23 protein-coding genes are annotated in these 22,978 nt (G+C 63.4%); 16 read left to right on the plus strand and 7 right to left on the minus strand.

The window, feature by feature from the left end; all coding sequences use genetic code 11:
• Window positions 1-7 precede the first annotated feature (7 nt).
• From AC0L6G_RS13230 to AC0L6G_RS13245, 4 genes are read left to right on the plus strand one after another with little or no spacing between them, the layout of a single operon-like run.
• Window positions 8-598, plus strand: a complete 591-nt coding sequence (locus AC0L6G_RS13230; protein ID WP_473252456.1) for a lytic transglycosylase domain-containing protein — start codon at window positions 8-10, stop codon at window positions 596-598.
• The gene (locus tag AC0L6G_RS13235) at window positions 595-876 is read left to right on the plus strand and encodes a hypothetical protein (protein ID WP_473252457.1); all 282 of its coding nucleotides are present in this window, start codon (window positions 595-597) and stop codon (window positions 874-876) included. The genes AC0L6G_RS13230 and AC0L6G_RS13235 overlap by 4 nt, the downstream gene beginning before the upstream one ends.
• Window positions 869-1,075, plus strand: coding sequence for a hypothetical protein (locus tag AC0L6G_RS13240; protein WP_473252458.1), 207 nt, complete (start codon window positions 869-871; stop codon window positions 1,073-1,075). Before AC0L6G_RS13235 ends, AC0L6G_RS13240 begins: the two co-directional genes overlap by 8 nt.
• On the plus strand, window positions 1,063-1,467 hold the full coding sequence (locus AC0L6G_RS13245; protein ID WP_473252459.1) for a helix-turn-helix transcriptional regulator: 405 nt from the start codon (window positions 1,063-1,065) through the stop codon (window positions 1,465-1,467). Before AC0L6G_RS13240 ends, AC0L6G_RS13245 begins: the two co-directional genes overlap by 13 nt.
• Here AC0L6G_RS13245 and AC0L6G_RS13250 read toward each other — a convergent pair.
• Window positions 1,464-1,730 carry a DUF7662 domain-containing protein gene (locus AC0L6G_RS13250; RefSeq protein WP_293827613.1) on the minus strand — a complete coding sequence of 89 codons (267 nt, stop codon included), beginning with the start codon at window positions 1,728-1,730 and terminating at the stop codon, window positions 1,464-1,466. The two genes, AC0L6G_RS13245 and AC0L6G_RS13250, sit on opposite strands and share 4 nt — an antisense overlap.
• Before the next feature lie 96 nt (window positions 1,731-1,826).
• On the opposite strand from AC0L6G_RS13250, the gene AC0L6G_RS13255 reads away from it, so the two are divergent.
• The 8 genes from AC0L6G_RS13255 (at window position 1,827) to AC0L6G_RS13290 (ending at window position 10,226) form a co-directional block, all read left to right on the plus strand.
• The gene (locus tag AC0L6G_RS13255; protein WP_473252460.1) at window positions 1,827-2,303 is read left to right on the plus strand and encodes a hypothetical protein; all 477 of its coding nucleotides are present in this window, start codon (window positions 1,827-1,829) and stop codon (window positions 2,301-2,303) included.
• A gap of 33 nt (window positions 2,304-2,336) precedes the next feature.
• On the plus strand, window positions 2,337-2,768 hold the full coding sequence (locus AC0L6G_RS13260) for a hypothetical protein (RefSeq protein ID WP_473252461.1): 432 nt from the start codon (window positions 2,337-2,339) through the stop codon (window positions 2,766-2,768).
• A gap of 94 nt (window positions 2,769-2,862) precedes the next feature.
• Window positions 2,863-4,386, plus strand: a complete 1,524-nt coding sequence (locus AC0L6G_RS13265; RefSeq protein ID WP_473252462.1) for a hypothetical protein — start codon at window positions 2,863-2,865, stop codon at window positions 4,384-4,386.
• Window positions 4,387-4,594: 208 nt separating this feature from the next.
• Entirely contained in the window at window positions 4,595-5,509 is a 915-nt protein-coding gene (locus AC0L6G_RS13270) for a hypothetical protein (RefSeq protein WP_374037673.1), read from the plus strand.
• Window positions 5,500-6,189: a hypothetical protein gene (locus AC0L6G_RS13275; RefSeq protein ID WP_473252463.1), complete on the plus strand. Its 690-nt coding sequence runs from the start codon at window positions 5,500-5,502 to the stop codon at window positions 6,187-6,189. The genes AC0L6G_RS13270 and AC0L6G_RS13275 overlap by 10 nt, the downstream gene beginning before the upstream one ends.
• Before the next feature lie 176 nt (window positions 6,190-6,365).
• Window positions 6,366-7,805, plus strand: a complete 1,440-nt coding sequence (locus AC0L6G_RS13280) for a toll/interleukin-1 receptor domain-containing protein (RefSeq protein WP_201099731.1) — start codon at window positions 6,366-6,368, stop codon at window positions 7,803-7,805.
• Window positions 7,798-9,318 carry an argonaute/piwi family protein gene (locus AC0L6G_RS13285; protein WP_473252464.1) on the plus strand — a complete coding sequence of 507 codons (1,521 nt, stop codon included), beginning with the start codon at window positions 7,798-7,800 and terminating at the stop codon, window positions 9,316-9,318. Before AC0L6G_RS13280 ends, AC0L6G_RS13285 begins: the two co-directional genes overlap by 8 nt.
• Before the next feature lie 107 nt (window positions 9,319-9,425).
• Window positions 9,426-10,226, plus strand: coding sequence for a hypothetical protein (locus tag AC0L6G_RS13290; protein WP_201099729.1), 801 nt, complete (start codon window positions 9,426-9,428; stop codon window positions 10,224-10,226).
• An 85-nt stretch (window positions 10,227-10,311) separates the two neighbouring features.
• Here the strand turns inward: AC0L6G_RS13290 and AC0L6G_RS13295 are convergent, their stop codons facing one another.
• Together AC0L6G_RS13295 and AC0L6G_RS13300 are read right to left on the minus strand one after the other, a co-directional pair.
• Window positions 10,312-11,583 carry a hypothetical protein gene (locus AC0L6G_RS13295; RefSeq protein WP_314137114.1) on the minus strand — a complete coding sequence of 424 codons (1,272 nt, stop codon included), beginning with the start codon at window positions 11,581-11,583 and terminating at the stop codon, window positions 10,312-10,314.
• Between the two features lie 60 nt (window positions 11,584-11,643).
• Window positions 11,644-12,483 carry a hypothetical protein gene (locus AC0L6G_RS13300; protein ID WP_201099715.1) on the minus strand — a complete coding sequence of 280 codons (840 nt, stop codon included), beginning with the start codon at window positions 12,481-12,483 and terminating at the stop codon, window positions 11,644-11,646.
• Between the two features lie 228 nt (window positions 12,484-12,711).
• Here AC0L6G_RS13300 and AC0L6G_RS13305 point away from each other — a divergent pair, with 228 nt between their 5' ends.
• The 3 genes from AC0L6G_RS13305 to AC0L6G_RS13315 all read left to right on the plus strand — a co-directional run bounded on the left by AC0L6G_RS13305 (window position 12,712) and on the right by AC0L6G_RS13315 (window position 17,577).
• Window positions 12,712-13,464 carry a helix-turn-helix domain-containing protein gene (locus AC0L6G_RS13305; RefSeq protein WP_473252465.1) on the plus strand — a complete coding sequence of 251 codons (753 nt, stop codon included), beginning with the start codon at window positions 12,712-12,714 and terminating at the stop codon, window positions 13,462-13,464.
• A gap of 235 nt (window positions 13,465-13,699) precedes the next feature.
• Window positions 13,700-15,691: an ATP-dependent nuclease gene (locus tag AC0L6G_RS13310; protein WP_314135934.1), complete on the plus strand. Its 1,992-nt coding sequence runs from the start codon at window positions 13,700-13,702 to the stop codon at window positions 15,689-15,691.
• A complete protein-coding gene (locus tag AC0L6G_RS13315) occupies window positions 15,688-17,577 on the plus strand; it encodes a UvrD-helicase domain-containing protein (protein ID WP_293827828.1) in 1,890 nt (629 codons plus the stop codon). The genes AC0L6G_RS13310 and AC0L6G_RS13315 overlap by 4 nt, the downstream gene beginning before the upstream one ends.
• A 95-nt stretch (window positions 17,578-17,672) precedes the next feature.
• Here the strand turns inward: AC0L6G_RS13315 and AC0L6G_RS13320 are convergent, their stop codons facing one another.
• The 4 genes from AC0L6G_RS13320 to AC0L6G_RS13335 form a co-directional block, all read right to left on the minus strand.
• Window positions 17,673-18,596: a nucleotidyl transferase AbiEii/AbiGii toxin family protein gene (locus AC0L6G_RS13320; RefSeq protein ID WP_201099713.1), complete on the minus strand. Its 924-nt coding sequence runs from the start codon at window positions 18,594-18,596 to the stop codon at window positions 17,673-17,675.
• Window positions 18,583-19,413, minus strand: coding sequence for a type IV toxin-antitoxin system AbiEi family antitoxin domain-containing protein (locus AC0L6G_RS13325; RefSeq protein ID WP_201099712.1), 831 nt, complete (start codon window positions 19,411-19,413; stop codon window positions 18,583-18,585). Before AC0L6G_RS13325 ends, AC0L6G_RS13320 begins: the two co-directional genes overlap by 14 nt.
• Before the next feature lie 783 nt (window positions 19,414-20,196).
• Window positions 20,197-20,685, minus strand: coding sequence for a Rap1a/Tai family immunity protein (locus AC0L6G_RS13330; RefSeq protein ID WP_367118267.1), 489 nt, complete (start codon window positions 20,683-20,685; stop codon window positions 20,197-20,199).
• Window positions 20,603-21,553: a chromate resistance protein ChrB domain-containing protein gene (locus AC0L6G_RS13335; protein WP_176695932.1), complete on the minus strand. Its 951-nt coding sequence runs from the start codon at window positions 21,551-21,553 to the stop codon at window positions 20,603-20,605. The genes AC0L6G_RS13330 and AC0L6G_RS13335 overlap by 83 nt, the downstream gene beginning before the upstream one ends.
• Window positions 21,554-21,710: 157 nt before the next feature.
• Between AC0L6G_RS13335 and AC0L6G_RS13340 the strand changes: the two genes are divergently transcribed.
• Window positions 21,711-22,967, plus strand: a complete 1,257-nt coding sequence (locus AC0L6G_RS13340) for a chromate transporter (protein WP_141653097.1) — start codon at window positions 21,711-21,713, stop codon at window positions 22,965-22,967.
• Window positions 22,968-22,978 lie beyond the last annotated feature (11 nt).

A 22,978-nucleotide genomic window follows, 5' to 3' on the forward strand; every position in this document is an offset into this window, starting at 1 on the left:
ACCCTTCTTGGCCGCTCTGGCCCTGGCGCTTGCAGCGGGTAACGCCGCCGCTCAAACGGTCGACTGGCGCAACGCCGGTGGCGATCTGTTCGGCCGTCCCACCGCGCAGCCTGTGTCGGACGTGGCGGGCGTCGTCGACCTCACGCCTAGACTGCCGCCCCTGTCCCAACCCTTCATGGACGCGATCGCTGCCGCCGCCGAGCGCCATGGGATCGACCCCAAGATGCTCCATGCCCTGGTGATCGTGGAATCCGCATACCGGGTCGATGCCGTGTCTCCGGTCGGCGCCGGTGGCCTGACGCAGTTGATGCCTGGAACGGCGGCGGATCTCGCGGTCAGAGACCGTTTCGATCCGATCGAGAACCTCAACGGCGGGGCGGACTATCTGGCCCGGCAGCTGCTGCGCTTCGGCGACGTTCGGCTGGCGTTCGCGGCATATAACTCGGGGCCGGATCGTGTCGCCAGACTCGGGCGCATACCGAACATAGCGGAGACGCAAGCCTATGTGGCCGCAGCCGTTGATTGCTACCTCGCGCTCTCGGCCGGGAGGGGCGCCCGCAATTCCCGGGAGTGCCGGGCCCCGGAGACTGATCGATGATCCCCGCGACAGAACCGGTGGCGGCGGTGACTGACGCCGCTGATGAGGATCTGCTGACCCGCAAGGAAGCGTCCGCCTTTCTGATCCAGTTCGGCATCCGCATGAAGCCGGAGACCCTCGCCCGGCTGTGGTCCACCGGAGGCAACGGCCCCCCCTGTCTACACATTCGGCACAGGCCCTACTATCCGCGCGGCGTGCTTCGCGCCTGGGCCTTGAACCAGGTCAGCGACCTTCGCGCGTCTGCCCCGCCTGCGGCCAGGGGTCGGCGTCATGGCTGAGGCGGGATTGGAAGGCTTCAGAACGGAGTGGGCGCCCAGCGTCGCCGACCTGCTGATCGACCCGGCGGTCAGCTTCGCCCTGAAGGACGTTCTTCGCACCTGGGATGTTCGAGATACGGTGGATGCGGCACGAGACGCCCGATTGCTGGCCGAGGTTCTGGAGCGCCGGGCAGACGAGGCGGTGTCATGGACAGTGTGAGCGAGCCGCCTCCGTTCGACGCGTTGGAAGACCGGATTCTCCCCTGGTCGCAGGTGAAGGTGATCTGCGGTCTGAGCCGGACGACGGTCTGGCGCATGCAGAAGACCGGAGATTTCCCGGCCTGCGTCCAGGTCTCGCAAAACCGGGTCGGATGGTGGCAGAGCGAGCTGCTGGCGTGGCGACGGGCGAGGACACCAAAGCGTTTGCCGGAGCCCCGGGCCATAGTGGCGGCGCCGGAGCCGGTCAAACCGCCAGTCAGGAGAACCCTGGAAGAGCCGCCTAGGTCACCGGCGCCTGAGGTTGCGACCGGTTCGGATCAGCCCGTCAGGAGCCGTCGGAAACGGAAATCTGGTGTTCCCGAAAACCAGGCTGCGTTCGACTTCGGAGGCTAGGGGGCGGACCGGGTCGATTGGACCCGCTTGAAACGGACGCGGTCGGCGCCGGCGATCAGAAAGGCGTCGAAGCCGGCGTCGCCCCAGGCCTTGCGTTGAACGTGGGTCGCGGCCGGGTCGGTTGTGTTCGCCCACCACTGCGGCAGGCTGGCGCTCTTGGGCAGCATATAGCCGATCTTTCGCTCCATCTCGGCGAAAGAGAGCTCGACTTCATCGGTCTTCAGTTTGCGGAGATAGTCCCGAAGCGGATCATACTTGCCCATTGACCTACAAAGCCGGACAGCGGCGTCATTGCCAAGGGACAGGCGCGAATGAAGACTTACGCTGAGGCCCTGGAGCCCGACGCCCGATACCGGATCGTGATGACGGAGGACCCGGTCGACGGCCTGCGCCCGTTGAGCTTCCGCGACCACTACGACATGGTCGCCGATCTGGAGCTGCCTGCGGGCGCGCCGGACGTCGTGGTCAGAATCTACGCGCGCGCGTTGAACGCCTTGATCTATGGCTGGCTCGACTATGAACTGATGGTGGTCGCCGCCGGCCAGGCCCTGGCCAGTCTCGAGTTCGCGCTGAAGACCCGACTGGGCGCTGACGCCAAGACGATGCCCGGCCTCGCAAGGCGCCTGGGCTATGCGGTTGATCGGAACATTTTATCGCCGCCGCAGAAAAGTCAGTGGGGCGACGATCACCAGTTGCTCGTCCACATTCGCAACGAAATCGCCCACGGGAGCGAGCACGTCTATCCGCCGAACCTGGCAGCGATAATATTCGATCGCTGTCGGGCCCTGATTTGTGAGCTCAACGACCTTCCGGCGCCGAACCTCAGACAGGGATGACGGCGTCGTCCTTCAGGGCCTGGTGAGACCGATATGGACAAATTCGAGCTTCTGAGGACGTTCTGCGAAAGCGCGATGTCGCGACCCGAACAGAGAAGGCCGGTCGTCATTTCGTGGAGCGACCAGTCTCGGCTGCTCTGGCCGGAGGCGCAGTATTTCGCTCCGTGGCGCGACGTCGCCTATGCCCCGGCATCGGAACCCGCAGCCGACGCCGCGATTCAGGATCGCGTCCGCCTCAAACGCTGGAAGCGGGTTTCGCCGGAGGCCGGCCGGGTTCTGGGCTCTCGCCTGACGCAGGCGCTTTCAGTGATCCAGGTCAATGAAATCGCCGGCGAGCGTGCAGGAACGACCCTTCCGTCGGGACTGGATGACAAGGCGCTGACCGCGGCCCTGTTGATCTACTGGTGCTACGCGGTGGAGCTGCCCTTGGCGGAGTCGGGCGGCGCCCCGGCAGGCCGCGCCTGAGCTTCGAAGTTGGAGATCCCAGAGTTGAAGGCGAGCGGACGTCCGAATCTGGCGCACACTCGAAGCAGTTCTTCCTGAACATCCGGATTCCTCGATGACCGCCTCCTTCTCTCTCGTCATGCCCGACCTCAGAGCGGTGTCCGACGAGGACCTTGAGTCCCTGCTGCCCCAGGCAGACGGCGCCTGGAGCCGGCAGACCAAGGCCTTGATGCACAGCCTCGGGGCTCAGAAGCTCAATCTGAACAGCAATTGGGCCGAGGTCCGGCGTGACTGGGTCTGCGAGGCCTGTCAGCGCCGCAAGCCCGAGATCGCGCGGGTCAGCGATAACGGTGTCCTTCTGTGCCAGCTGGAATGGCATCACGACCACCTGCGCGATCACGCCAAAAAGATGCTCCGCCCGCTCGTGAACACGGAGGACCGGACCCCGGAAAGCCGGGACCTTCGGCGCGGCGTCGACGCCTGCAAGGACCTCACCATGCGGTTCTTCACCACCCTGATCTGCAACGATTGCAATACGGCCGAGGGGAAGGCCAAGGGCCGGCTCGGCGACCTGATCCCCAGCTATTTCAGCTTCTCGCCCCGCGAGATCATGCGCTTCATCCGGGTGAAGCCCAACCGGATGCATGGGATCGACGATGAGGCGGTCCGTGACGTCTGGAACGAGGTCGAGCGCGACGTTGCGGACCGGCTCGCCTTTCTCGACATACTAGCGGGGCGTCTGAAAGCGGGAGGCCATCGCATCCAGGGCAATCCACCGCAGTTCTGGAGCCCACACGTCCTGACGTCGATCGTGCCCCGCCTCGCATCGCAGCAGGGCCACGATGCAGAAAGCCTTTATCGGATACCCGGCATCGTTTCGGAACGCTCGGTGCGTCACGACGGCTTTGGCGTTTCGCCCCGTCTCAAGCGGACCGCCTCGCGAAGACCGAGCCTGGAAGACCTCGCGGCCTTCAGGACCTCCCAAGGCGTCGAGACACCCTGGCGGCGGGTCGTCCCGGACTGGCGGTGCGAAGTCTGCCGGCGCGATCGGAGCGAGGCGCTCCGACTTTCGGGAAAGGGCAAATGGACGGGAAGCCTGCATCGTCACATGGTTTTCACGGCCGAGCGCGATCCCCAGGCCTTGTTCTGGCGTGTCGGGGATGAGAGCTGGATGGGGGCGTTCCGATCCTATCGGGTCGTATACATCTGTCAGGACTGCCGCCAGGTCGTGACGGACCTGCGATCGATCGACGCCTCGTATTCGGAGAATGCGCTGAGCGTCTCCGATCTTCGTGATCTCGTGACCGATATCGCGCCCAACCGAAAACACGACGTCGACATCCCCGCTGCGCGAGCGCGCGCAGATCAGAACTATGAGTATCTGGGGCTGATCGACGACTACAACCGGCATCGGTCCCAGAGCATCAGCCTGACCATCGAACTGACCACCCTGACGGGGGAGTTCCGGATGGGCCAGGAGGAGGCGCTCATCGAACTGAGGCCGCTCGCCTGGGCGCCCGGCTTTTCTGACGATCAACTCCGGGAACGACTCGACTGGCTGCTCCTGGAGGGGCGTCGGCTCAGGCGCGAAGACCTCGAACGTGACGCGGACCTTCTTCCAATGGAGCCCCGAGCCTGACGTTGGCGATTGGCGGCGGACCGGTGGCTGAAACGCCGCCACGACAACAATAATAACATTAGATTGAATGGTAACATTGCCAGTGTTATCGTGCAGTCCAATGTTATCGAACGCGACATCTTTTGGGAGTCTGGGCCGTCTCTTCGACGATGCGGCGGCCTACGTCACGCAGCTGTTCGACATCCGATTGACGTTCAAGGAGGCCGACGTGGGCCTCCTGCCGTTCTTCCTGACGGATCGCTATCGTCTGGCCGAAACGAGCCTGTTTGGACGAAAGCTGCTCATTCTCGCCACGCCCGGCCAGGACGCGGAAACCCCGGCCACGATCGCCAAACATATCCAGACCGCCCGCTCGACATCGGACGCGTTCATGGTCGTCTTCCTCACGGACGCCCTGAGCTCGGCCAACCGACAGCGTCTTATCCAGCAGGGCGTCAACTTCATCGTTCCCGGCAATCAGCTGTTCCTGCCCGAGCTCGGCGCTGATCTGCGCGAGTATTTCCGGTCAGAGGTCCGGCCGGCCGTGGAGCAGTTGACGCCGGCCGCCCAGGTCGTGGTCCTGGCCTCGTTGCTTCGTGAGGACCTCGATGGCCAGACGCCCAAGTCCCTGGCCGAGCGGTTTCAATATTCCGCCATGAGCACTGGGCGGGTGGTTGATGAACTGCAGCGGCACGGCATTCTCGGCATCGATGTTCGCGGCCGGGAGCGTCGCATCGCTTTCAAGCAGGAGGGCGACGACCTCTGGCGGGCGGTCCGTGACTTGCTTCAGTCGCCCGTCCGTGCCCGTCGCTTGGTCAGGCCGTTTCCTGAGGCCCAGGCACTGCCGCTGGCCGGGGAATCCGCTTTGTCGGAGTACACCCTCCTCGGTCCTCCCGTTCATGAAGTCCGGGCGGTCTCCGCACGTCAGTGGAAGGGGCTGGTCTACCAGCACGACCTTCAGCCGGCCGACGATCGGGACCCGGAAGCCATCCGCATCGAAACCTGGTCTTACGATCCCCGTCTGCTTTGCCATCACGGACCCGTCGTGGATCGCCTCTCCCTGTATCTGAGCCTGGAGGATCGTCATGACGAACGCCTCGATCAGGCCGTCGACACCCTCATGGAGCCCTTCGGATGGTCGTAGGCATTGATGTGTTCAAGGCGGCCTTCGCGGGCTTCGAGGACCAGTACACATTGATCGGCGGCGCAGCGGCCGAGATTCACATGACCGGCGCCGGTCTGCCGTTCCGACCGACCAAGGACCTCGACCTGGTCCTCTGTCTCGAGGCCCTGAAGCCGGAGTTCGTCCGATCTTTCTGGGCCTTCATCGACGCCGGCGGCTACCAGACCCGCGAACGCAGCGACGGCGCGAGGAATTTCTTCCGGTTCACCCATCCCTCCGACAAGACCTATCCGGCGATGATCGAGCTGTTCTCGCGGCTGCCCGATGTCATCACCGTGCCGGAGGGCGCGCGCCTCACGCCCATACCGCTGGACGGGACGGTCGAGAGCCTGTCAGCCATGCTGCTCGACGACGCCTATTACGCGTTGCTCAAGGACGGAACGACAGAGATGGACGGCGTCCCTGTCATCGACGTCCAGACCCTCATTCCCTTCAAGGCGTTCGCCTACAACAACCTGGCGCGCGACCGGGCGGACGGCCAGCAGGTCGATAGCCGGAATGTCACCAAGCATCGCAACGATGTGTTCAAGCTCCTTCAGCTCTTGGGGCCGACGATGACCCTGGCGCTCCCGGACGGGATCGCCGCCGATCTGCGGGCCTTTGTCGAAGCGGTCGAGGCGGACAAAACCTTTGATCCGTAGGCGCTGAAACTCACGCCGCCTGACGCGGGGCGACTCGTCGCGCGGCTCAAGGCCGTCTACAACCTCTAGCGAGATCGCGACGGCGAAGCGTGCGACGGATCAACAAACAGCGCGGCGGAACAAAACAGGAAGAGTTTTGGAAATCACGCTATGGTTCCTGAGTGATTCCATCATCCGTGACCTCGCCATCGCCTCAAACGCCCGCCGGACTCGGCCGTCGCCTCGTCTTCATCAGCCATGCCAATCCGGAGGAGAACGATTTCGTCCGATGGCTCGGCGTTCAACTCGCCAGCGCCGGTTATGAAGTCTGGTCGGATGTCACCAAGTTGATCGGTGGTGAGCTGTTCTGGGACGACATCGAAGACGCCATTCGCCATCACACGGCGAAATTCATCCTCGTCGTTTCCGCCGCCGCCTTGAACAAGGAGGGCGTGAAAGACGAAATCCACCTCGCCGTCACGGTGGAGCGCAGCGACAAGATCGCCAATTTCCTCCTGCCGGTCAGGGTGGACGATGTCCCCTTTTCGGACTTCAAAGCCAATATCGCCCGCAAGAACGTCATCGACTTCAAGGCCGGGTGGGCTCCCGCCCTGGCGAGAGTCTTTCAGGTCCTTGAGCGTGACGGCGTGCCGAAGGGTGCAATCGCTCCGGCTGACGTCGCAGCCTGGTGCCTCCGACGGTCCGACGCCGATCAAATGCCCCGGATCGAGCCCGAGCAGCTGTACTCGAACTGGCTCCCGATTGCCGCGCTGCCTCCCAAAGTGTCCCTTTTCTCGCTCGGCGTCGCCGAGACGGCGGTCTCGGGCGTCATGTCCGGAACCCGTCTCCCCTGGTTCAAATACTTCAGGCTGGTGGGGACGTTCGGCACGGAAGTGGACCTGAAGCTCGCGCTGCCGGAACAGGTCATCGAGCGTCGCTACACCTTGCCGCTGGAAGACATGTTAGCCGGGATGCCGGCGGCGATGCCCGGCGTCAAACGCGCGGACGCCCGGCGCATGGTCGTCAATCTCCTGCGGCAATCCTGGAACAACGCCATGGCGGCCAAGGGATTGTCCGCGTTCGAGATGGCCGACAACTCGGTCGCATGGTTCTTCACCAAGGACGTGATCGAAAAGGATACCGCCTATTTTGTCGATCACACCGGCAAACGCAGGCGCAAGGCCATGGTGGGCCGGAGTGAGAAGCGGGGCGTCTATTGGCACCTCGGCTTCATCGCCAAGCCCGTCATGACGGACACGCCCCATTTCGTCATGAAGGCGGCCATCATCTTCTCGCACGACGGCAAGACGCCGCTCGACAGCGTGGAGAAGATGCACAAGCTCCGGCGCGGTTTCTGCCGAAACTGGTGGAACGGACAATGGCGCGACCTGATGCTTGCCTACGTGGCTTGGATCGGTGACGAGGACGGCCGTCTGAAGCTGCCGATGGGCGATTTCGCAGAGGTGGTCGTGGATGCGCGGCCAGTCCTGTTTGAATCGCCGGTCTCTTGCGCCGATCCCGCCGTGAAATCCCGGGCCGTGGTCCCGGACGATGAGGACGAGACGCCTCCGGAGGCGCCTGTGGAACCGGACGAGGCCTTCGAGATCGCGGGCCTGGCGGAGTCCGCAGATGACTGAGCCGATCCAGGGCCTGCAGATCCTGACGGAGCCGCTACTCCAGTTCGGACACGGCCAGATGCTGCCCGACCCTAAGGATGGTCTGTTCCTTTTCGGCCCCATGATCGACGAGGCCAAACCCGCTGAAATGAGAGTCGGCGTCATCGGCACGGACGAAGGGATAGCGCGGTACAAGAAGTGGGTATCCCAGATCACGGGATATATCCCGGCCGCCAAGGCGGAGCAGCATCACCTTGCGTTTCCGGGCTTCGAAGCAGCCTTCAAGACCAAATGGCCCGCCAACCCCGTCGCGACCATCTCGATTTCAGCGGCGGCCTTGTCGAGCACAGTCCGGATCCCGGACGGCCACGAGCGCGTGTACAAGACCGTCGATCTCTTCGACCAGGCCATTCGCAAGTTCCTCCGCGAGGAGGACAGCGTTCCGGCGGTCTGGTTTGTCGTGATACCGGACGACGTACACCGTTTCTGTCGGCCGAAGTCGATCGTTCCCTTGCCCGAACGGACCCGAACCAGCCAGAGGTTCTCCGCCCGTACGGCGAGGAGCTTTGTGCAGGCGCCGTCGATGTTCGCAGAGGACAACGCCGCCGCCGAGCCCTACCGGTACGAGGTCGATTTCCACAACCAGCTCAAGGCGCGGCTGCTCGATCAGAAGGTGGTTCTTCAGATCGTCCGGGAATCGACGATCGATCCGGAGGGCGTCAATGCGCTCGGCGGCAAGCCGCAGATGCTGCAGGATCCCGCCAATATCGCCTGGAACCTGTCGACCACAGCCTTCTTCAAGGCCGGGGGGCGTCCCTGGGCATTAGCGGGTGTCAGAGAGGACGTCTGCTACATCGGTCTCGTCTTCAAGAAGACCGATACCGCCGGATCGCCAGGGAACGCCTGCTGCGGCGCCCAGATGTTTCTCGGATCCGGAGACGGCGTCGTGTTCAAGGGCGCCGTGGGCCCCTGGTATTCGCTGACGACGTCCGAGTTCCACCTCGATGAGGCAAAGGCGAAGGAGATCGCCGGCCTAGTGGTCGAGGCCTACATCGCCAAGCACGGCCGCCCGCCCAAGGAGCTCTTCATTCACGCCAAGCAGCATTTCAACGAGGCTGAATGGCGGGGCTTTTCCAGCGCCGTGGGACCTGACACACGGCTCGTCGGCGTACGGATTCAGACGACGCGCGAGATCAAACTCTTCCGTCAGGGACGGAGCCCTGTCCTGCGGGGAACGGCTCTGACGGTCAGCCCGCGCAAGGGCTATTTGTGGACCGTCGGCTTCGTGCCCGATCTCCAGACCTATCCCGGGCGCGAAGCGCCCAACCCGCTGTCTATCGAAGTGACCAAGGGCGACGCGGATCTGACCCAGGTCATGCAGGACGTCCTCGGTCTCACCAAGCTAAACTTCAACGCCTGCATCTACGGGGACGGCACGCCGGTGACCTTGAGGTTTGCAGACGACGTCGGCGAAATCCTGACCGCCGCGCCAATCGCCAACCTGCCGCCCTTGCCCTTCAAGCACTACATCTGAACGCTGCGCACAGCCGCAGTTCTGGCCCCGCACGTGGGATGGGAGCAAGCCCTTGACGGAAACATCCACTTCGTGGAAGTTAAAACTTCTAGAGAGTGACAGTTTACATGGGCCGCCCTTCGAGATCGACACAGGACTTACTGACCTCGCGCGAAGTGGCGTTGGCGGCGGATATTACGCCGCGCAATTTCGCGCTGCTCCACGATCAGGGACTCGCGCCCAGAGCGCGGGACAGCATTTCGGGCAAGGCGGGCGCGCGGGTCTACGACGGCGTCGGGCTGGCGCATGCCGCGCTGATCGGAGCGCTTCACCTGAGCGGTCTCGAGCTCCTGGTCGCCGGCCGGCTGGCCGGCGCGTTCGCGGACCAGTTCGACGCGAGCTATGGCAAGCTGCCGTCGAACCTTGGGGCCTATATTCACGCGCCGCTCAATCCTCGGTCCGGCTATCGGCCGTGGGTCGATCATCCGGGCGAAGCGCCGATCGATACGGATCAGGACTACTGGCTCCATGAAAGGCTCCGGAACCGGTCGGGCCTCTATCAGCTTGCGACGGCGCTTACCGGCGACTTCATCATCGACATCGCGGACCACAGCTTCGTCACCACGGAGCACAAGGGCCGGGAATCGATCAAGGTCTTCTCGCCCGTCTCGGGCGGACTGCCCGCGAGCCCCGACTTCCGCATCGTCGGCCGGGGCTCGACTGCGCAGATCGTCGCGGTTCATGAGGAACTCAATAGTCTCGACGTCTTTAGCGATGCGCGGGCCGCAGACCAACTGCGCCGCCTCGAACGAGACTATCTCGATGGCCGCGACAATGCGGTGACGCGCCTGCGCATCAATCTGTCTCTGGCGATCCGTAACGCGTTCGATCGCCTCCAAGATCAGCGGGCCCGCGACCCGACGGACTGACAGCGCCATGCGCCTGCTAGTCCTCCGCTTCCCCATGTAATCTTGCGTCACCGCATCGCGGGCCGCTGGAACAGAAGCGTCCCTCTCAGGATTCACCGGCCTCGCCCAGTCGCGTGCGGGCCTCATGCAGGGCGTGGCCCATGACCTGCCAGCGCGCCTGAGGGCCCCGCAGGTGAATGCCGTCCTTGCCGAGGTCGAGCATGACCCCGATCGAGAGCTGCATCTCCCTTCGCCCCGTGGAGGTTTCGAACGTAAGCATTGTTTCCGCACGCGAGCTGCTTGGGGTGTTGTCCTCGAACCGTAGGATGCGGAAATCCGTCAGCTTAAGCCCGCGCGCGTCGCGACGGGCTTCGTAGGCGAGCTTTCCGGCGCTCTTGCCGACGAGGTTGATCGATCGGCTCGACATCAGCATGAAGTTGCCGCTGCCCCAGCCGACCAGATAGTCGTGAAGCGCTTCCTCTGGCGAGCCGGGTTCGAGACTATCTGGCAGGCCGGGGAGGTCTCGGGCCGTCCAGGCGTCGAGCGCCTTTTTCTCCGCGTCTCGACGCGCCGCGCTTGATACGGCCTCGTCGATAATATCGCCAAATGACTGTGAGGCCTTGCGCTTCTGGACCGCGATCCGGTCCGGCTCGGCGGCCTTCTCTTGAGCCCAATCGACCAAGGCCTGGAACAGGTGCCAGGCCTTGGCGCAGGCGATCCGGTTCCCGTAGCCGCTATCACGACCATGCAGGATGCCGTGCCGGTAGGGGATTGAGATCGGGTCCCCCGTCGTTTTGGTGCGTGGCGCCCTGATGAGACCGATCAGGGCGGGCAAGCCGGTCGGGTGACCGACGATGGAATCAAAGGCCGTGAGATCGGCGTGCTCGGAGAAAACGCTGAAGCCGCCGACGTCGTAGGCCAGTCCGTCAGAGGCCATAAGCAGGAGTGGCGTGGCGGCGAGATAGCGGCCCTCAAGGAACAGCGCCTTGGCCTCTTCAAGTTGGGGCTTGCGCTCGTACACCTTGTGGAAGCGATGGGAGCGCATGATCAGGAACCTCAGCGTCGGCTCATCGAAGATGTCGGCCAGTAACTGCTCCGCATCGACCGCCCTGCCTGCGGTCTTGAGCGCGATCGCGGATTCCATCGCCTCTGTGGGCATGCTTCCGCAAGTGACCCAACCCACGCCCGAGAAGGCGGTGTTGAAGCGGTCGGGCAGGGTCAAGACGCCGGCCTTGTCGACGACGTCCGCCAGCGCTTTGGCGGCGTCTGCCAAAGGGCCATCCGGCGGCACGATCCCGAGGCTCGCGATGAGACGCGCCGCCTCAGCCGCCTGCATCATCTCGGCTGCTGTCGGGTTGTCTGAGATCTTCTTGCCCATGACGGATCGTAGCAGCCGATTCGCTTCGGCAACCGTTTTGTCGGAACGTCGCGGGGCCCGTCAGCCGCCTTGGGGCCCGGCCTCGGCGTCGGCCTTGCCGAGATCAGTAAGCTTCGTTCGCAGCGCCGAAAGGATGTCGTTCGCGTCACGCACCTTCACCAGCGCTGCAAAATAGCGCGTCGTGCGCGCCATGGCGTCGATCGCGAAGAAAAGCGCCTTGGGAATCTCGGTTTCAAACGGTCCCAGTATCGGCCGGACGCCCTTGTCGCCCGTCCGTAGCTTCAGGGCGTCCAGACTATTTTGCGAGAGATGCCCGTAGAAGCCGCTCGCGAGACGATACTGGAGGTAGCCGGGGTCTCCGGGCAGGCTCGCCGCCAACGCCTTCATGGAGATCGGTCGGCGTTTGCCCAGCAGCGCGGCATGAGCCGCTTCTCTTTGCACCGACGCGGAATGGAGCTCGGCGTTTCCTGGGTAGGCCGCCCGGAGGAGCTGTTCCCGATCGACCGCGTGCTTGTGGTGATCGATGTCCAGCTCCTCGAGCGCCTTCTCCGGATTGGTCGCCAGAAGGCTGAGCCAGAACCCGGCTTCGTGGATGGGGCGCACCGCTCCCACGGCCTCTATCGTCATGGCGCGCTCGGCAAGCATGATGCTTGCCGTGTAGGCGTTGAGTGCACGGCCGTAGACGCGGACGGCGGTCGGCGCCGCCGCATTTGCAGGTCCGCCGTCGCCGGCATCCTGATGATCCTGGAATAGGCTCACGGCATACCGGTTCAGCTCGCGCGCGAGCTCGAACCAGTCACGGTAGTTGTCGATGTAGATATGTCGCCACGTCTCGACCTGTGGTGACAGCAGGCCCTCATCGGCCAGCGCCTCGCGAGGGTCTGCCTCTTCTCGTTCCATCATGTTTCCAGCCCGTTCGTTCCAGCTTCGCGAACCTAGCCCGGGCATAGGCGATCCGCACAAGACAGCGCGTTGTCCGATGGCCGTCGCCAGGCAGATGACCCCGACGACCGGTGTGGCGATTAAGAATGACGAATACGACTCCCTTTTCATCGGGGATGGTGAAGGATGGATGGGGCTACTTTCGCGGCGCGTCAGGTCTCAGAAAGGGGGGGAAAGGATACCGCCATGCCGACTTCCTCGCTCTACGACCGCCTCGTGGCCCTGCCGGCCCCAGACCCCGGAATCGATGCTTCCGTCCCACCAGAAATCATCGCGTTCAATGTGTCGGTGACACGAAGACTTCGGTCGTGGAAACAGTCCACGCTCGCGGATATGGCCGGCATTTCTCTCTCCACCCTCGAACGGATCGAACGCGGGGAGAAGGTTCAGCCCGAAGCACTCGACCGGATAGGCGCGGCGTTCGGTTTCGAGCCAGGATATTACACGGCAGCCCGGCGGCCGCTGATGCCCGAGGAGCTGGCAGAGCCGGAAAACAACCCCTATCCCCACATCGTTATTGTGAAGGTGTCGCCGCTCGACAACCAGGCCAAACTCCGATCCTTGGCCGGATGCGACCTGGTCGTTCATGCGCCGCTCGGCGGAGATCCGGAGCCTTCATCGCTGGTCAGCGGCCTGTTCGAGCTGATCGAAGTTCTCGCCTTCCGGCTCGCCGCCGGCCCCTTGCTGAAGAGCTCGAGCCTGGGCGGACTACGTGAACTCTACCGCCTGATCTTCAGCCATCTCGAGGACATGCGCCGCGAAGGCTTGGGCGTCGTCTTTGGAGTCGAACTCGATACCTCTTCTGGGTCGCCACGCCGCGTCGGGATTGTCGGCATCGCACACCGGGACGCCGATCCGGCTGTTCGAGCCCGGAAAGTTCTGATCGTCGATCGCCGTCATTTCAGCGGCGCCGACGATCAAGGATCGCAGGCCTCGTGATGGCTCAGCTGTTCGAGCCGGGCGGTTTGTTGGCGGCAGCCGCCTTGGCATCGGCGCTGGCCAAACTCGTCTGGGCGATCCGCCGCCGACGGTGATCGGAAGCTGACGCGCGAGAGCCGAAAGCCCAAGCTAATGGTTCACGGCTGCCCCTTGTCGAGCCTTGCAAGGGCCGTCAGAACAGGCCGCAAGCAAAGGTTGCGGCATCTCAGCTTGTCGCGTCCAGGGGAGTGGCGTCTTGCACATCCAACGACTCGAAATTTCTGGCTTCCGATGCTTCGGACCAAACCCTATCCCGATCTATCTCGATGAAGGATTGACCGCCTTCGTCGGGGTGAACGGTGCAGGGAAGACCGCCGTTATGCTTGCGCTTCAGCGGCTCTTCGGTGTTACGCCGGACCAACGGAGGCTTCGGCGACAAGACTTTCATGTCCCGGCTGCGGAAGTGAATCCGCCCAACGAGCGCCGGTTCACCATAGAGGCGGTTTTGGCCTTTCCAGAGCTCGACGATCCGCTTGCGGACGCGTCCGCCGTTCCTGAGTTCTTCTCTCAGATGGCCACGGACGACAGCGGAAGAATGAAATGTCGCTTGAGGATGGAGGGGATTTGGACGGATGACTGCTCCATCGATGGGGCAATCGAACACACCTATCGCGCCGTTCGGACGATGGGCGCCTTTACGGACGCTGAGTGTTCGGACCTGAAACCCAAGGATAGAGCCAGAATCCAGCTCATCTATGTACCGGCCTCGCGCGACGGCATCTCGCAGGTGACGGCCTTTTTGCGTGGACGCTTGTGGCGGGCAATCAGCTGGTCGGAAGGCACGCGGACCACGTTCGCTTCGGCGGGCTCCGCGCTGAACAACGCGTTTTCCGGCGAGCCAGCAGTAGACGCCGTGGTCGCAGCAGTCACCAGACGATGGCAGCAGGTCCATACCGCAGGCACGGACACTACGCCGGTGTTTCGGCCTATCGACCTCCGATTCGAACAGTTCATCCGCAAGGCTGAGGTTTTGTTCCGCCCCGACGAGGCAGGGCGCGAGCGTGGTCTCGATGAGTTGAGTGATGGCCAGCGATCCCTGTTCCACCTCGCCATGACCGCGGCGACGCTCGACGTAGAATCGAACCTGGCGACGGATCCCCGCCCTGATGGATTTCAGCCCGGCGGCATCAGCATTCCCGCCTTGACTCTGATCGCCGTCGAAGAGCCAGAAAACAACCTCGCGCCGTTCTACCTCTCCCGTATCGTCCGACAGATCCAGGAACTGACCGCAGGGTCACGGGCTCAAGCTATGCTCTCGAGCCATTCGCCAAGCATTCTGGCGCGGGTGAAGCCCGAGCAGGTCCGTCATTTCCGCCTCGACCCGAAGACCCGCGCCTGCCGCGTGAGGGGGATCCGATTGCCTCCGACCGCGGACGAGGCTTCGAAGTTTGTTCGCGAGGCTGTGCGCACCTACCCCGAACTCTATTTTGCCCGTTTCGTGATCCTCGGCGAAGGCGCCTCCGAAGAGGTGGTGCTCCCGCGCCTCGCCGAGGCCCTTGGCTTAGACATCGATCGGTCTTTCGTTGCGGTCGTTCCCCTTGGGGGCCGCCACGTCAACCACCTGTGGCGGCTGCTTGTCGATCTGGACATTCCGCACGCGACTCTTCTGGATCTGGATTACGGTCGCGCGGGCGGGGGCTGGGGGCGCATCAAGACCGTTTGCGCGCAGCTAATGGAAAATGGCGTTCGGCCTGACCAACTTTTCCAAACCCCGAGCCCGGCGGGCCCTTCGGCGGACCTGGCGGCCTTCGACACCTTCGCCGCCGCCAACTGGACAAGCATTCAGACGTGGGCGCGATCTCTTCGAAGGTTCAACGTCTTCTTCTGTGAGCCGCTGGATTTGGACTATTCGATGCTGATGGCGATGCAAGTCGCCTATTCGGCGCCAGAGCCCGGGCGTTCCGGACCATCCCCGGCCGGGGAGCCGCGCGACGCCGTGTTAGGCGACGGTGGCATTCACGCCCTCTACGACTTTAGCCAGGACAGCCTGCTGCGTTGGTATCGTTACCTCTTTCTGGGGCGAGGCAAGCCAAGCACGCATGTTCGGGTTCTGAGCGGTCTCGACAGTCCGGCCCTCGCGTCGGCGGCTCCAGAGGAACTGAAGGCCTTGCTCGGCTCCGTCGCGGCCCAGCTCGATCCCCCGCCGCCGGCTGGACCCATGGCTGTGACCGTATCGCCAACATCATGACGTTACGGTTCATCGCGCCCGACGACTGGAGGCCGCGCGGAATCGATGCCCTCGAACCGGCCGCCTGGACCGCGCTCCGCCACCCGGGATCGACCTCCGTGGTCGCAGGCCCGGGGGCGGGAAAGACAGAGTTCCTGGCTCAGAAGGCGACCTATCTGCTGGAAACCGGCCTGTGCCGCCCGCCTTTCCAGATCCTGGCCATTTCCTTCAAGGGCGATGCCGCCGGCAATCTTGCGGACCGCGTCAAACAACGGTGCCCGGCGGAGTTTTCGGATCGGTTCACGTCGATCACGTTCGACGCCTTCACCAAAAACCTCGTCGACAGATTTCACACTGCAATTCCCGCCGAATGGCGCCCTACGAAACCCTATGAGATTGCCTTCTGGGATTACAAATCGACCAACTATTGGCTCACTCGAGCACGGCTTGCGGCGCCAGAGCCATGGAAGGCCGAGATCGAGGAAATCGGTCCCTCGAGTTTCGAGGGTCGCACGGTGGGGGCCAGACGCATGCTCGTTCCTCACCCGGAACCGCGATCCGGGGCAGAGTTTGCGACCGCACGGTGGTGGTCGGAGCAACGGGGTGCGGGAGATCCATCCAACCTCACCTTCGTCACGTTGAACCGCATGGCCGAGCTACTTCTGAGATCAAATCCTCAGATCGCGAACGCACTCCGCGCCACCTATCCCTTCATCTTCGTCGACGAGTTTCAGGACACCACCTTCGCTCAGTATGATTTCCTCTATTCGGTCTTCAGGGGCAGCAGCGCCGTAATCACCGGCGTCGGAGACGACAAACAAAGGATCATGGGCTGGGCCGGCGCGAGACCAGACGCCTTCGCCCGATTGGAAGCAGACTTCCACGCTCTGCGGGTGCCGCTGCTCTTCAACTTTCGTTCTTCACCGGATCTCGTCGCCATCCAGCATGTCGTCGCACGCGCCCTCGACCCATCGTCGCCACAAGTCGTTGCCAAGACAGGCAAACTTATCGACGGCGACGTGGCCCAGATTTGGAACAGCCCGACATGCGCTCAAGAAACGCGCCATCTCGCGACGTGGTTGGCTAGCGACATGACGCGGAGAGGACGTCGTCCACGCGACTATGCGATCCTCGTCAAGCAGAAGGCGGAGGCGGTTGACACCGAACTCCGCGCGCCGATGGCCGCGAGCGGCTTGCGTATTCGCAACGAAAGCGCGCTTGTCGGCAAAGTCCCGCTTCAGGACCTGCTATCAGACAGCCTCTGCCGACTCGTCGTCGCTGCGCTAAGGCTCGGATCTGTCCAGCGTTCGCCTGCGGCCTGGCAGTATCTATCCGCCGCTGTCTCGGCGCTGAGAGCGATCCCGCCCGGCGACGATGCTGCGGACGCCGGGGCTGAAGCCGCTCTGTCCCGTTTTCTGGCCCGGCTTAGGAAAGACATGACTGAAACCGCGCCCTCGGCGGAGGCGGCGGTTAACATCGCAGAGGCCGTGTTGAGCTTCCTCGATCCCGCGGCCGTTCAAAGAACCTATGTTGAATATGGAGCAGGCAATCTTCTCGAGATCGTCGTTGAAGGGCTCCTGCAGCACCTGATGGCATCGGCTACCGGGGTATCGACCTGGTCCGAGTGCTTGGATGCCTTCGAAGGTCTCGATCAGATACCTCTGATGACCGTGCATAAGAGCAAGGGGCTTGAGTACGACACGATCGTCTTCATGGGTCTCGACGACCAAGCTTGGTGGGCGCACAAACCCGGCGACAAAGAGGGCCTCGCCGCGTTTTTCGTCGCTCTCTCCCGAGCGAAGCAGCGGGCCATCTTTGCGTTCTGCCAGCAACGTGGCCAACGATCAAAGGTAGCCGAGCTCTATGCGCTCCTAGGGCAGGCTGGCGTTCCGGAAATCGCCATCTAGACCCGACGCGCAGACGCCTAAACGACCGTTTGTGTCAGTTGCTCATAGCGTCCGAACCTCGGAGTCTGTGAGCATGCTGCGGTCTGGCGGTATTGTCAGACTGATTGCGGCCAAGTCTGTCGAAGCCGTTCGACCATGTCCGCGCGCCGGGCGGGCTCCAGGCGGTCGAGGTTTAACTGCTTCCAGCGCACGGCGGGGAGGTCGGCGGCGTCGGGCAGGCCAATGAGGTCCCAGTCAGGCGCGCCGGCTTTGAACCCGATCAGGAAGGTGCGGTGCGCCTCCGGCATGTCATCGACGATGGCGGTGATCAGGGCCGTGCGCGCGACGATGAGGTCGCCAAGGTCCACCGGGTCTTCGGTCATTCCATCGAACCCGCGCTCGAACTCCTGGGTCAGATCCTTGGGATTGGCGCGGAGCACCTCGGCCATGGGCCGGTGGTGGCTGGCCAAATAGATCACAAAGGCCTGTCGCAGTGCCGGCGTGATCCCCTCGTTGGCCAGAAGGTCGCGCACATCGAACAGGTCGCGGGGATGCTGGCGGTCCAGCGCCGCCATGATCTTTCCCGCATAGAGATCGGCGTGGGAGACCATCCGGGCCTCGGCATAGCCGAAGCGCTCTTCCACCGCTGCTGAAACCGGACGGACCTCGGGCTCGAACACCACGCCGCGCAGGACCGGCGTCACCTCCACCTTGATCACCGCGCCGTCCGCGCGGACGAGCAGCTTGTCGATCACGGGCTGGGCTCCACCCTTGCCGCGCACGACGACCGAGCCCGGCAGGGCGTGTTCGATGGCGTCAGCGATCCGCCTCAGCGCCGCGTCGATTGCGGCGAGCGATGTGTCCCGATCCTCGACCGGCAGATAGGTCAGGTCGATGTCCACCGACAGTCGCGGGAGATCGCGGACGAACAGATTGATCGCCGTGCCGCCCTTCAGGGCGAAGCAGGGTTCCTGGAACACGAGGGGAAGGGTTTGGACGAGGAGGCGGACCTGCCGGGCGTAGACGTCACTGACCGGCATCGAGCGACCTCGGCACGGTGATCTTGTAGGTCGGGTCCAGTCTGCCGCCTTTGGCGAGCACGCGGTTGCCGCTGCCCAGATCGATGGCGTCGCGGTCCAGGGCTTTAAGCCACGCATGACCGTGCCGGTCGGCGAAATAGAAGAACAGGCGTTTGACCTTCACGCTCACGCAATCCTCGAGCAGGCGCTGCAGCCGTCGCGGGCTGAGGGTGGCCAGGGCGCCCATCAGCTGATCCACTTGGTCGAAGCTCTCATGATCGGGGAGTTCGTCCAGAAGTTCGAGGATGGCGCGCTCGGGCGTCGACTGGCGCAAGGGCCATTGCCAGTGGCCCAGGGGGGTGTCCACCACTGCGGCGCGGGCCCAGTCCGCCAGGAGGCCGGTCTCGCTGGAGTCCTCGCGGAGCCGGGCGACCTCGAAGTATCGGGCGTTCCGGAAGAGCCTTTGGGACGGGTGATATTTGAACTCTACGTCCAGCGGCAGGTCGGCGAGCCAGGTCGGCGGGGTCTCGTCGCCATAGAGATGAACTTCCTTGCGGGCGGCAGGAAGGTAGTGGGCATAGCCCTGCAACTCGAGCGCGGTGCGGCCTCCGATCACAATGGAATAGTCGAGGAGGGCCTGGAGCGAGAGAACGGCTGTCGGCCAGTCGAGGGTTCCGCGTGGACGGCGATAGACCCGCCGCGCCGTCCGTTCCAGGCGTCCCGACGCGACGTATTTGGCCCTCAGCGAGTTGGGATAGCCGTTTTCGTTCATCCAGCCGGAATCGACCAGAAGGCCTTCCGGGAGGATACGTTCGAGCTTGTTTAGCTTTCCCAGCATTTGAACACTCATAGTGTCCTAATATGAAAATTGTCAAACTAACCAGTTTGACACTCGGCACATTGCAGCACCGTGGGTGTCTTAGAAGCGTTCCCAGTCAAACTAGGCACCTTCCATCCGGAGCTTCGATGGGGCGCCTTTCCCTGATGCTGAGCCTGTTGGAGTGTAGGTCTTCGATCTTACCGATCACCGCCATGAGGATCGCGGCCAACATTTCCCGTCCATAGCTGGCGCCCCCTCCAGCTGACGTCGCGGCCGGAGGCGGTCAGGGTGAGTCGCGTGGCGCCTCGACGGACGGCTGAAACGGGGTGGAACGCCCCGCGCAAGGGTGAAATCGCGCCAGCGCAGCACAACTTGAAATATCAAGGTTTGTTACCCCGGTGTTACCCAGCAAGCAAAAGGGGCTAGCAGTTTCCTGCACACCGCCAACGAACTGGACTCCTGCGGTCAGAACGAGTGGGCGCCTCGAGCCACGCTGGGCATGTTTTTGGCAGTAGTGAACGGGCGACAGAGCTATTCGACAAAGCTCAGTCGCCCGTTCGCGGGATCGAACCGTAGTCAGAAGAAATCTTGGCGCTGATCAACTTACTTGGTGTCAGCTCTTGACGTTCGGAAGGTCCGCTAACGGCGCGAACAGAACCGGTGTATCAGCTCGCGCCAGCCCTCGGCCGCGCGGGCAACGCCTCGCGCAATACACGGATTGCCGACCGCAGGAAGATCAGGGCGATAATCCCGCCCACGCCCGTGTCGAGCATGCCCAAGTCGGCAGGCTCAAACAGGCCCTCAGCTGGAGCTGGGATCGATCTGCCGAGCGCAAGGCCACGCCTTAGTCAACGCCTCGTTGGCTCCGGCCGCCATGTGCTTGTCTCTGAGATAAGTCTCTGATTCGGCCCAGCGCAGATAAGCTTGGCGGAGACGCTGACGGTCATATCTCGGGGCGCCGCACACGGCGCGACGGACGATCAACTCATCGAGCATACCCTGCAGATAGGCTCCGCACTCGGGCGCCCCGCGTCTGCATTGCTCCAAAAGGGCGGAGCCGGTTGCGGAAGGCGGAACATCTTGAGTCACGCCCGATCCCGGTGAGACAACTAAGCTTGCGAGCGAAAAGTAGAAAATACCGAGGTTCATAATCTTCGGCCTCCTTGGGTCAAACCTGTTACGAGAACTTTCATGCAGAGCTCGCAGTTCACGCCTTTCGCCCTCTGCTGAAATAGGCGTAAAACTGTTCAAGCGCGGCGGTTCCCTCCGCCAGCCGTTCGTTGTCATCATCCGTTCGGGCGCAAATTCCGGCGATGAGGGCGCCCAGGCCGGCCGTCTCCGGCCGATTGAAGCGGCTGTCAGCGATGTCGAGGTCGTGAATGATTTCGCCGATCGCGACCAGCGCGGTATCATTGTCGAGTTGTGTCCGCACGAGCAGCGTCTCGAAGGTGCAGCGCTCGCCTTCGTGGGTGAACTCGGCATTCGCCATGTCAAACCTGAGTTCGTCCGCGGCAGGCTCGTAGCCTTGGCCGTCGACGAACTTGAAAGTCGCTTCGGGGTCGATGAAGCGCTGGATCAGCCAGGCCGACGCGATACGATCGACATGGATGCCGCGCCGGGTGATCCAGACCCGCTGTCTCAGGTCGGCGGTCGCGATCACCGCCTGACACGTCGAACTGACGTCAGGGTGCCGCGTCGAGCGCGTCACCAGGTCTGCGAGCGCCGCTTCGGCAGCTTGCCGGCCGTGGGTGCCGAAATAGTCGATGGCCGCGATTTCGGCCAGACGCGCGCGCAGGCGAACAATCTCGCGGGCGACCTGCCCGTCGTCGATCGTGCGCGCCTCGCGGGCGAGGTCCTCGTAATCGGAATCGCGAACCGCATCGAACAGGGCTCGCACGTCCGCGTCTCCCAAGCCACCGACCAGCGCAGCCTCCAAAATGATGGCCTCACCCCCGCCCTCGGTGATCTCACGCAGCAGGTCGTCGAACAGAGCTGCCGTGTCGTCGCGAAGCGGTAGCGCGTGAACGGCGTTCTTCAGCGGAGTCGCCCCGATCGCCTGCAGCCGCCGCCAGACTTTGACGCGCAGATAGGCGGGCTTGGCGGGCAGTTGGTGGATCAACAGCAGCCAAGGGGCGCGCGAGCCGGGGAACGAAATCATATACAAGGTGTATCATTCAATGACCACAAATGATACAGGTGAACGAGCTAGCAAGTTGAGGAGGTGGTATGACCTGGGTCGCCTGCGATTGGTCACCTGAAACTGGAAGTTGGTCTGGTCGGAACGAGGTCCCTGGCGCGACTCCGGGCCTAGCGGCATGAGCGCCGGAACGGACATCAATACGACGGTCGATCTCTCGGAACCGCGCCCGGAGGCCGCGCCGCCCAACCTGACGCATGCGCAGTTGTTCATTCGGTTTCTAAGGTTCGGCTTGCTGGCCTGGGGCGGTCCGGTCGCACAGATCGCCATGGTGCGCCGTGAACTGGTCGACGACGAGCGCTGGATCTCCAGCGAGCGCTTCAACAGGCTGCTGGCAGTGATGCAGGTGCTGCCGGGCCCCGAGGCGCACGAACTCTGCGTCCACCTGGGGATGCGCGCCAAGGGAAGACTCGGGGGCATCCTCGCTGGCCTGGGCTTCATGCTTCCCGGCTTTCTCCTCATGATGGCGCTGTCATGGCTCTATTTCCGTATCGCCCTGATCGACACAGCGCTCGGCGCGGCGTTCCTGGGGATTCAGGCGGCGGTGATCGCGTTGATCGTCGCCGCCGTCCATCGGATCGGAAAGCATATCCTGCTGGACGGTCGCCTGTGGATGCTCGCCATCATCTGCGGCCTGGCAGCCTTCGCCGGCGCTCCGTTCTGGATCACCCTTCCGGCCTCCGGGGCGATCTACGCGCTATGGGCGCTCGGCCTGCGAGTATTCGCTGCGCTTGTCGCCGCCGGGGCGACGGCTCTGACGATTCTGGTAACGCTCTTGGCGCCCGATGCCGCAACGCCAGAGGTCCAAACGGCGATCGGTGACCCCGGCCAAGCGCCCGTTTGGCTGTTGTTCGTTTCCGGCTTGAAGGCCGGCCTCCTCACTTTCGGCGGCGCCTACACCGCGATCCCGTTCGTTCGCAACGACGCCGTGGGTCAAGGTTGGATGAACGATGGCCAATTTCTGGATGGCTTGGCGCTGTCGGGCATCCTGCCGGCGCCTCTGATCATCTTCGCAACTTTCGTCGGCTATTTCGGCGGCGGACCGCTCGGCGCCGTAGCCATGACCGTCGGAATATTCCTCCCGGCATTCGCATTTTCGCTGATCCTCTACGACCGTTTGGAATCGGTGCTGGAAGCCAAGCGGCTGCATGCCTTTTTGGCAGGCGTCTCAGCCGGCGTGGTTGGCCTCATCGCCGCTACGACGATCGACTTGGCGACGGTCACAGCCCAGCGCGTCCCGGATCTGATCATTGGCGTGTCTATCTTCGCGGTCGCTTTGGCGTTGCTCTACACATGGAAGAATAAGCTCAACGTCGTGGTCGCGTTGGCCGCCGCCGGGTTAGCGGGTTGGGTCTTTTTCGCTCCGGCGAGTTAAAGCGTGGCCGA

It is taken from the genome of Brevundimonas sp. D3-1P, from assembly GCF_055809335.1.

Excerpts from the sequence above, each read along its gene's own strand:
- AC0L6G_RS13235 (WP_473252457.1), top strand. The coding sequence starts at position 595 with ATGATCCCCGCGACAGAACCGGTGGCGGCGGTGACTGACGCCGCTGAT.
- AC0L6G_RS13240 (WP_473252458.1), top strand. The coding sequence starts at position 869 with ATGGCTGAGGCGGGATTGGAAGGCTTCAGAACGGAGTGGGCGCCCAGC.
- AC0L6G_RS13245 (WP_473252459.1), top strand. The coding sequence starts at position 1,063 with ATGGACAGTGTGAGCGAGCCGCCTCCGTTCGACGCGTTGGAAGACCGG.
- AC0L6G_RS13250 (WP_293827613.1), bottom strand. The coding sequence starts at position 1,730 with ATGGGCAAGTATGATCCGCTTCGGGACTATCTCCGCAAACTGAAGACC.
- AC0L6G_RS13260 (WP_473252461.1), top strand. The coding sequence starts at position 2,337 with ATGGACAAATTCGAGCTTCTGAGGACGTTCTGCGAAAGCGCGATGTCG.
- AC0L6G_RS13265 (WP_473252462.1), top strand. The coding sequence starts at position 2,863 with ATGACCGCCTCCTTCTCTCTCGTCATGCCCGACCTCAGAGCGGTGTCC.
- AC0L6G_RS13275 (WP_473252463.1), top strand. The coding sequence starts at position 5,500 with ATGGTCGTAGGCATTGATGTGTTCAAGGCGGCCTTCGCGGGCTTCGAG.
- AC0L6G_RS13285 (WP_473252464.1), top strand. The coding sequence starts at position 7,798 with ATGACTGAGCCGATCCAGGGCCTGCAGATCCTGACGGAGCCGCTACTC.
- AC0L6G_RS13290 (WP_201099729.1), top strand. The coding sequence starts at position 9,426 with ATGGGCCGCCCTTCGAGATCGACACAGGACTTACTGACCTCGCGCGAA.
- AC0L6G_RS13295 (WP_314137114.1), bottom strand. The coding sequence starts at position 11,583 with ATGGGCAAGAAGATCTCAGACAACCCGACAGCAGCCGAGATGATGCAG.
- AC0L6G_RS13300 (WP_201099715.1), bottom strand. The coding sequence starts at position 12,483 with ATGGAACGAGAAGAGGCAGACCCTCGCGAGGCGCTGGCCGATGAGGGC.
- AC0L6G_RS13305 (WP_473252465.1), top strand. The coding sequence starts at position 12,712 with ATGCCGACTTCCTCGCTCTACGACCGCCTCGTGGCCCTGCCGGCCCCA.
- AC0L6G_RS13315 (WP_293827828.1), top strand. The coding sequence starts at position 15,688 with ATGACGTTACGGTTCATCGCGCCCGACGACTGGAGGCCGCGCGGAATC.
- AC0L6G_RS13320 (WP_201099713.1), bottom strand. The coding sequence starts at position 18,596 with ATGCCGGTCAGTGACGTCTACGCCCGGCAGGTCCGCCTCCTCGTCCAA.
- AC0L6G_RS13325 (WP_201099712.1), bottom strand. The coding sequence starts at position 19,413 with ATGCTGGGAAAGCTAAACAAGCTCGAACGTATCCTCCCGGAAGGCCTT.
- AC0L6G_RS13330 (WP_367118267.1), bottom strand. The coding sequence starts at position 20,685 with ATGATGACAACGAACGGCTGGCGGAGGGAACCGCCGCGCTTGAACAGT.
- AC0L6G_RS13335 (WP_176695932.1), bottom strand. The coding sequence starts at position 21,553 with ATGATTTCGTTCCCCGGCTCGCGCGCCCCTTGGCTGCTGTTGATCCAC.
- AC0L6G_RS13340 (WP_141653097.1), top strand. The coding sequence starts at position 21,711 with ATGAGCGCCGGAACGGACATCAATACGACGGTCGATCTCTCGGAACCG.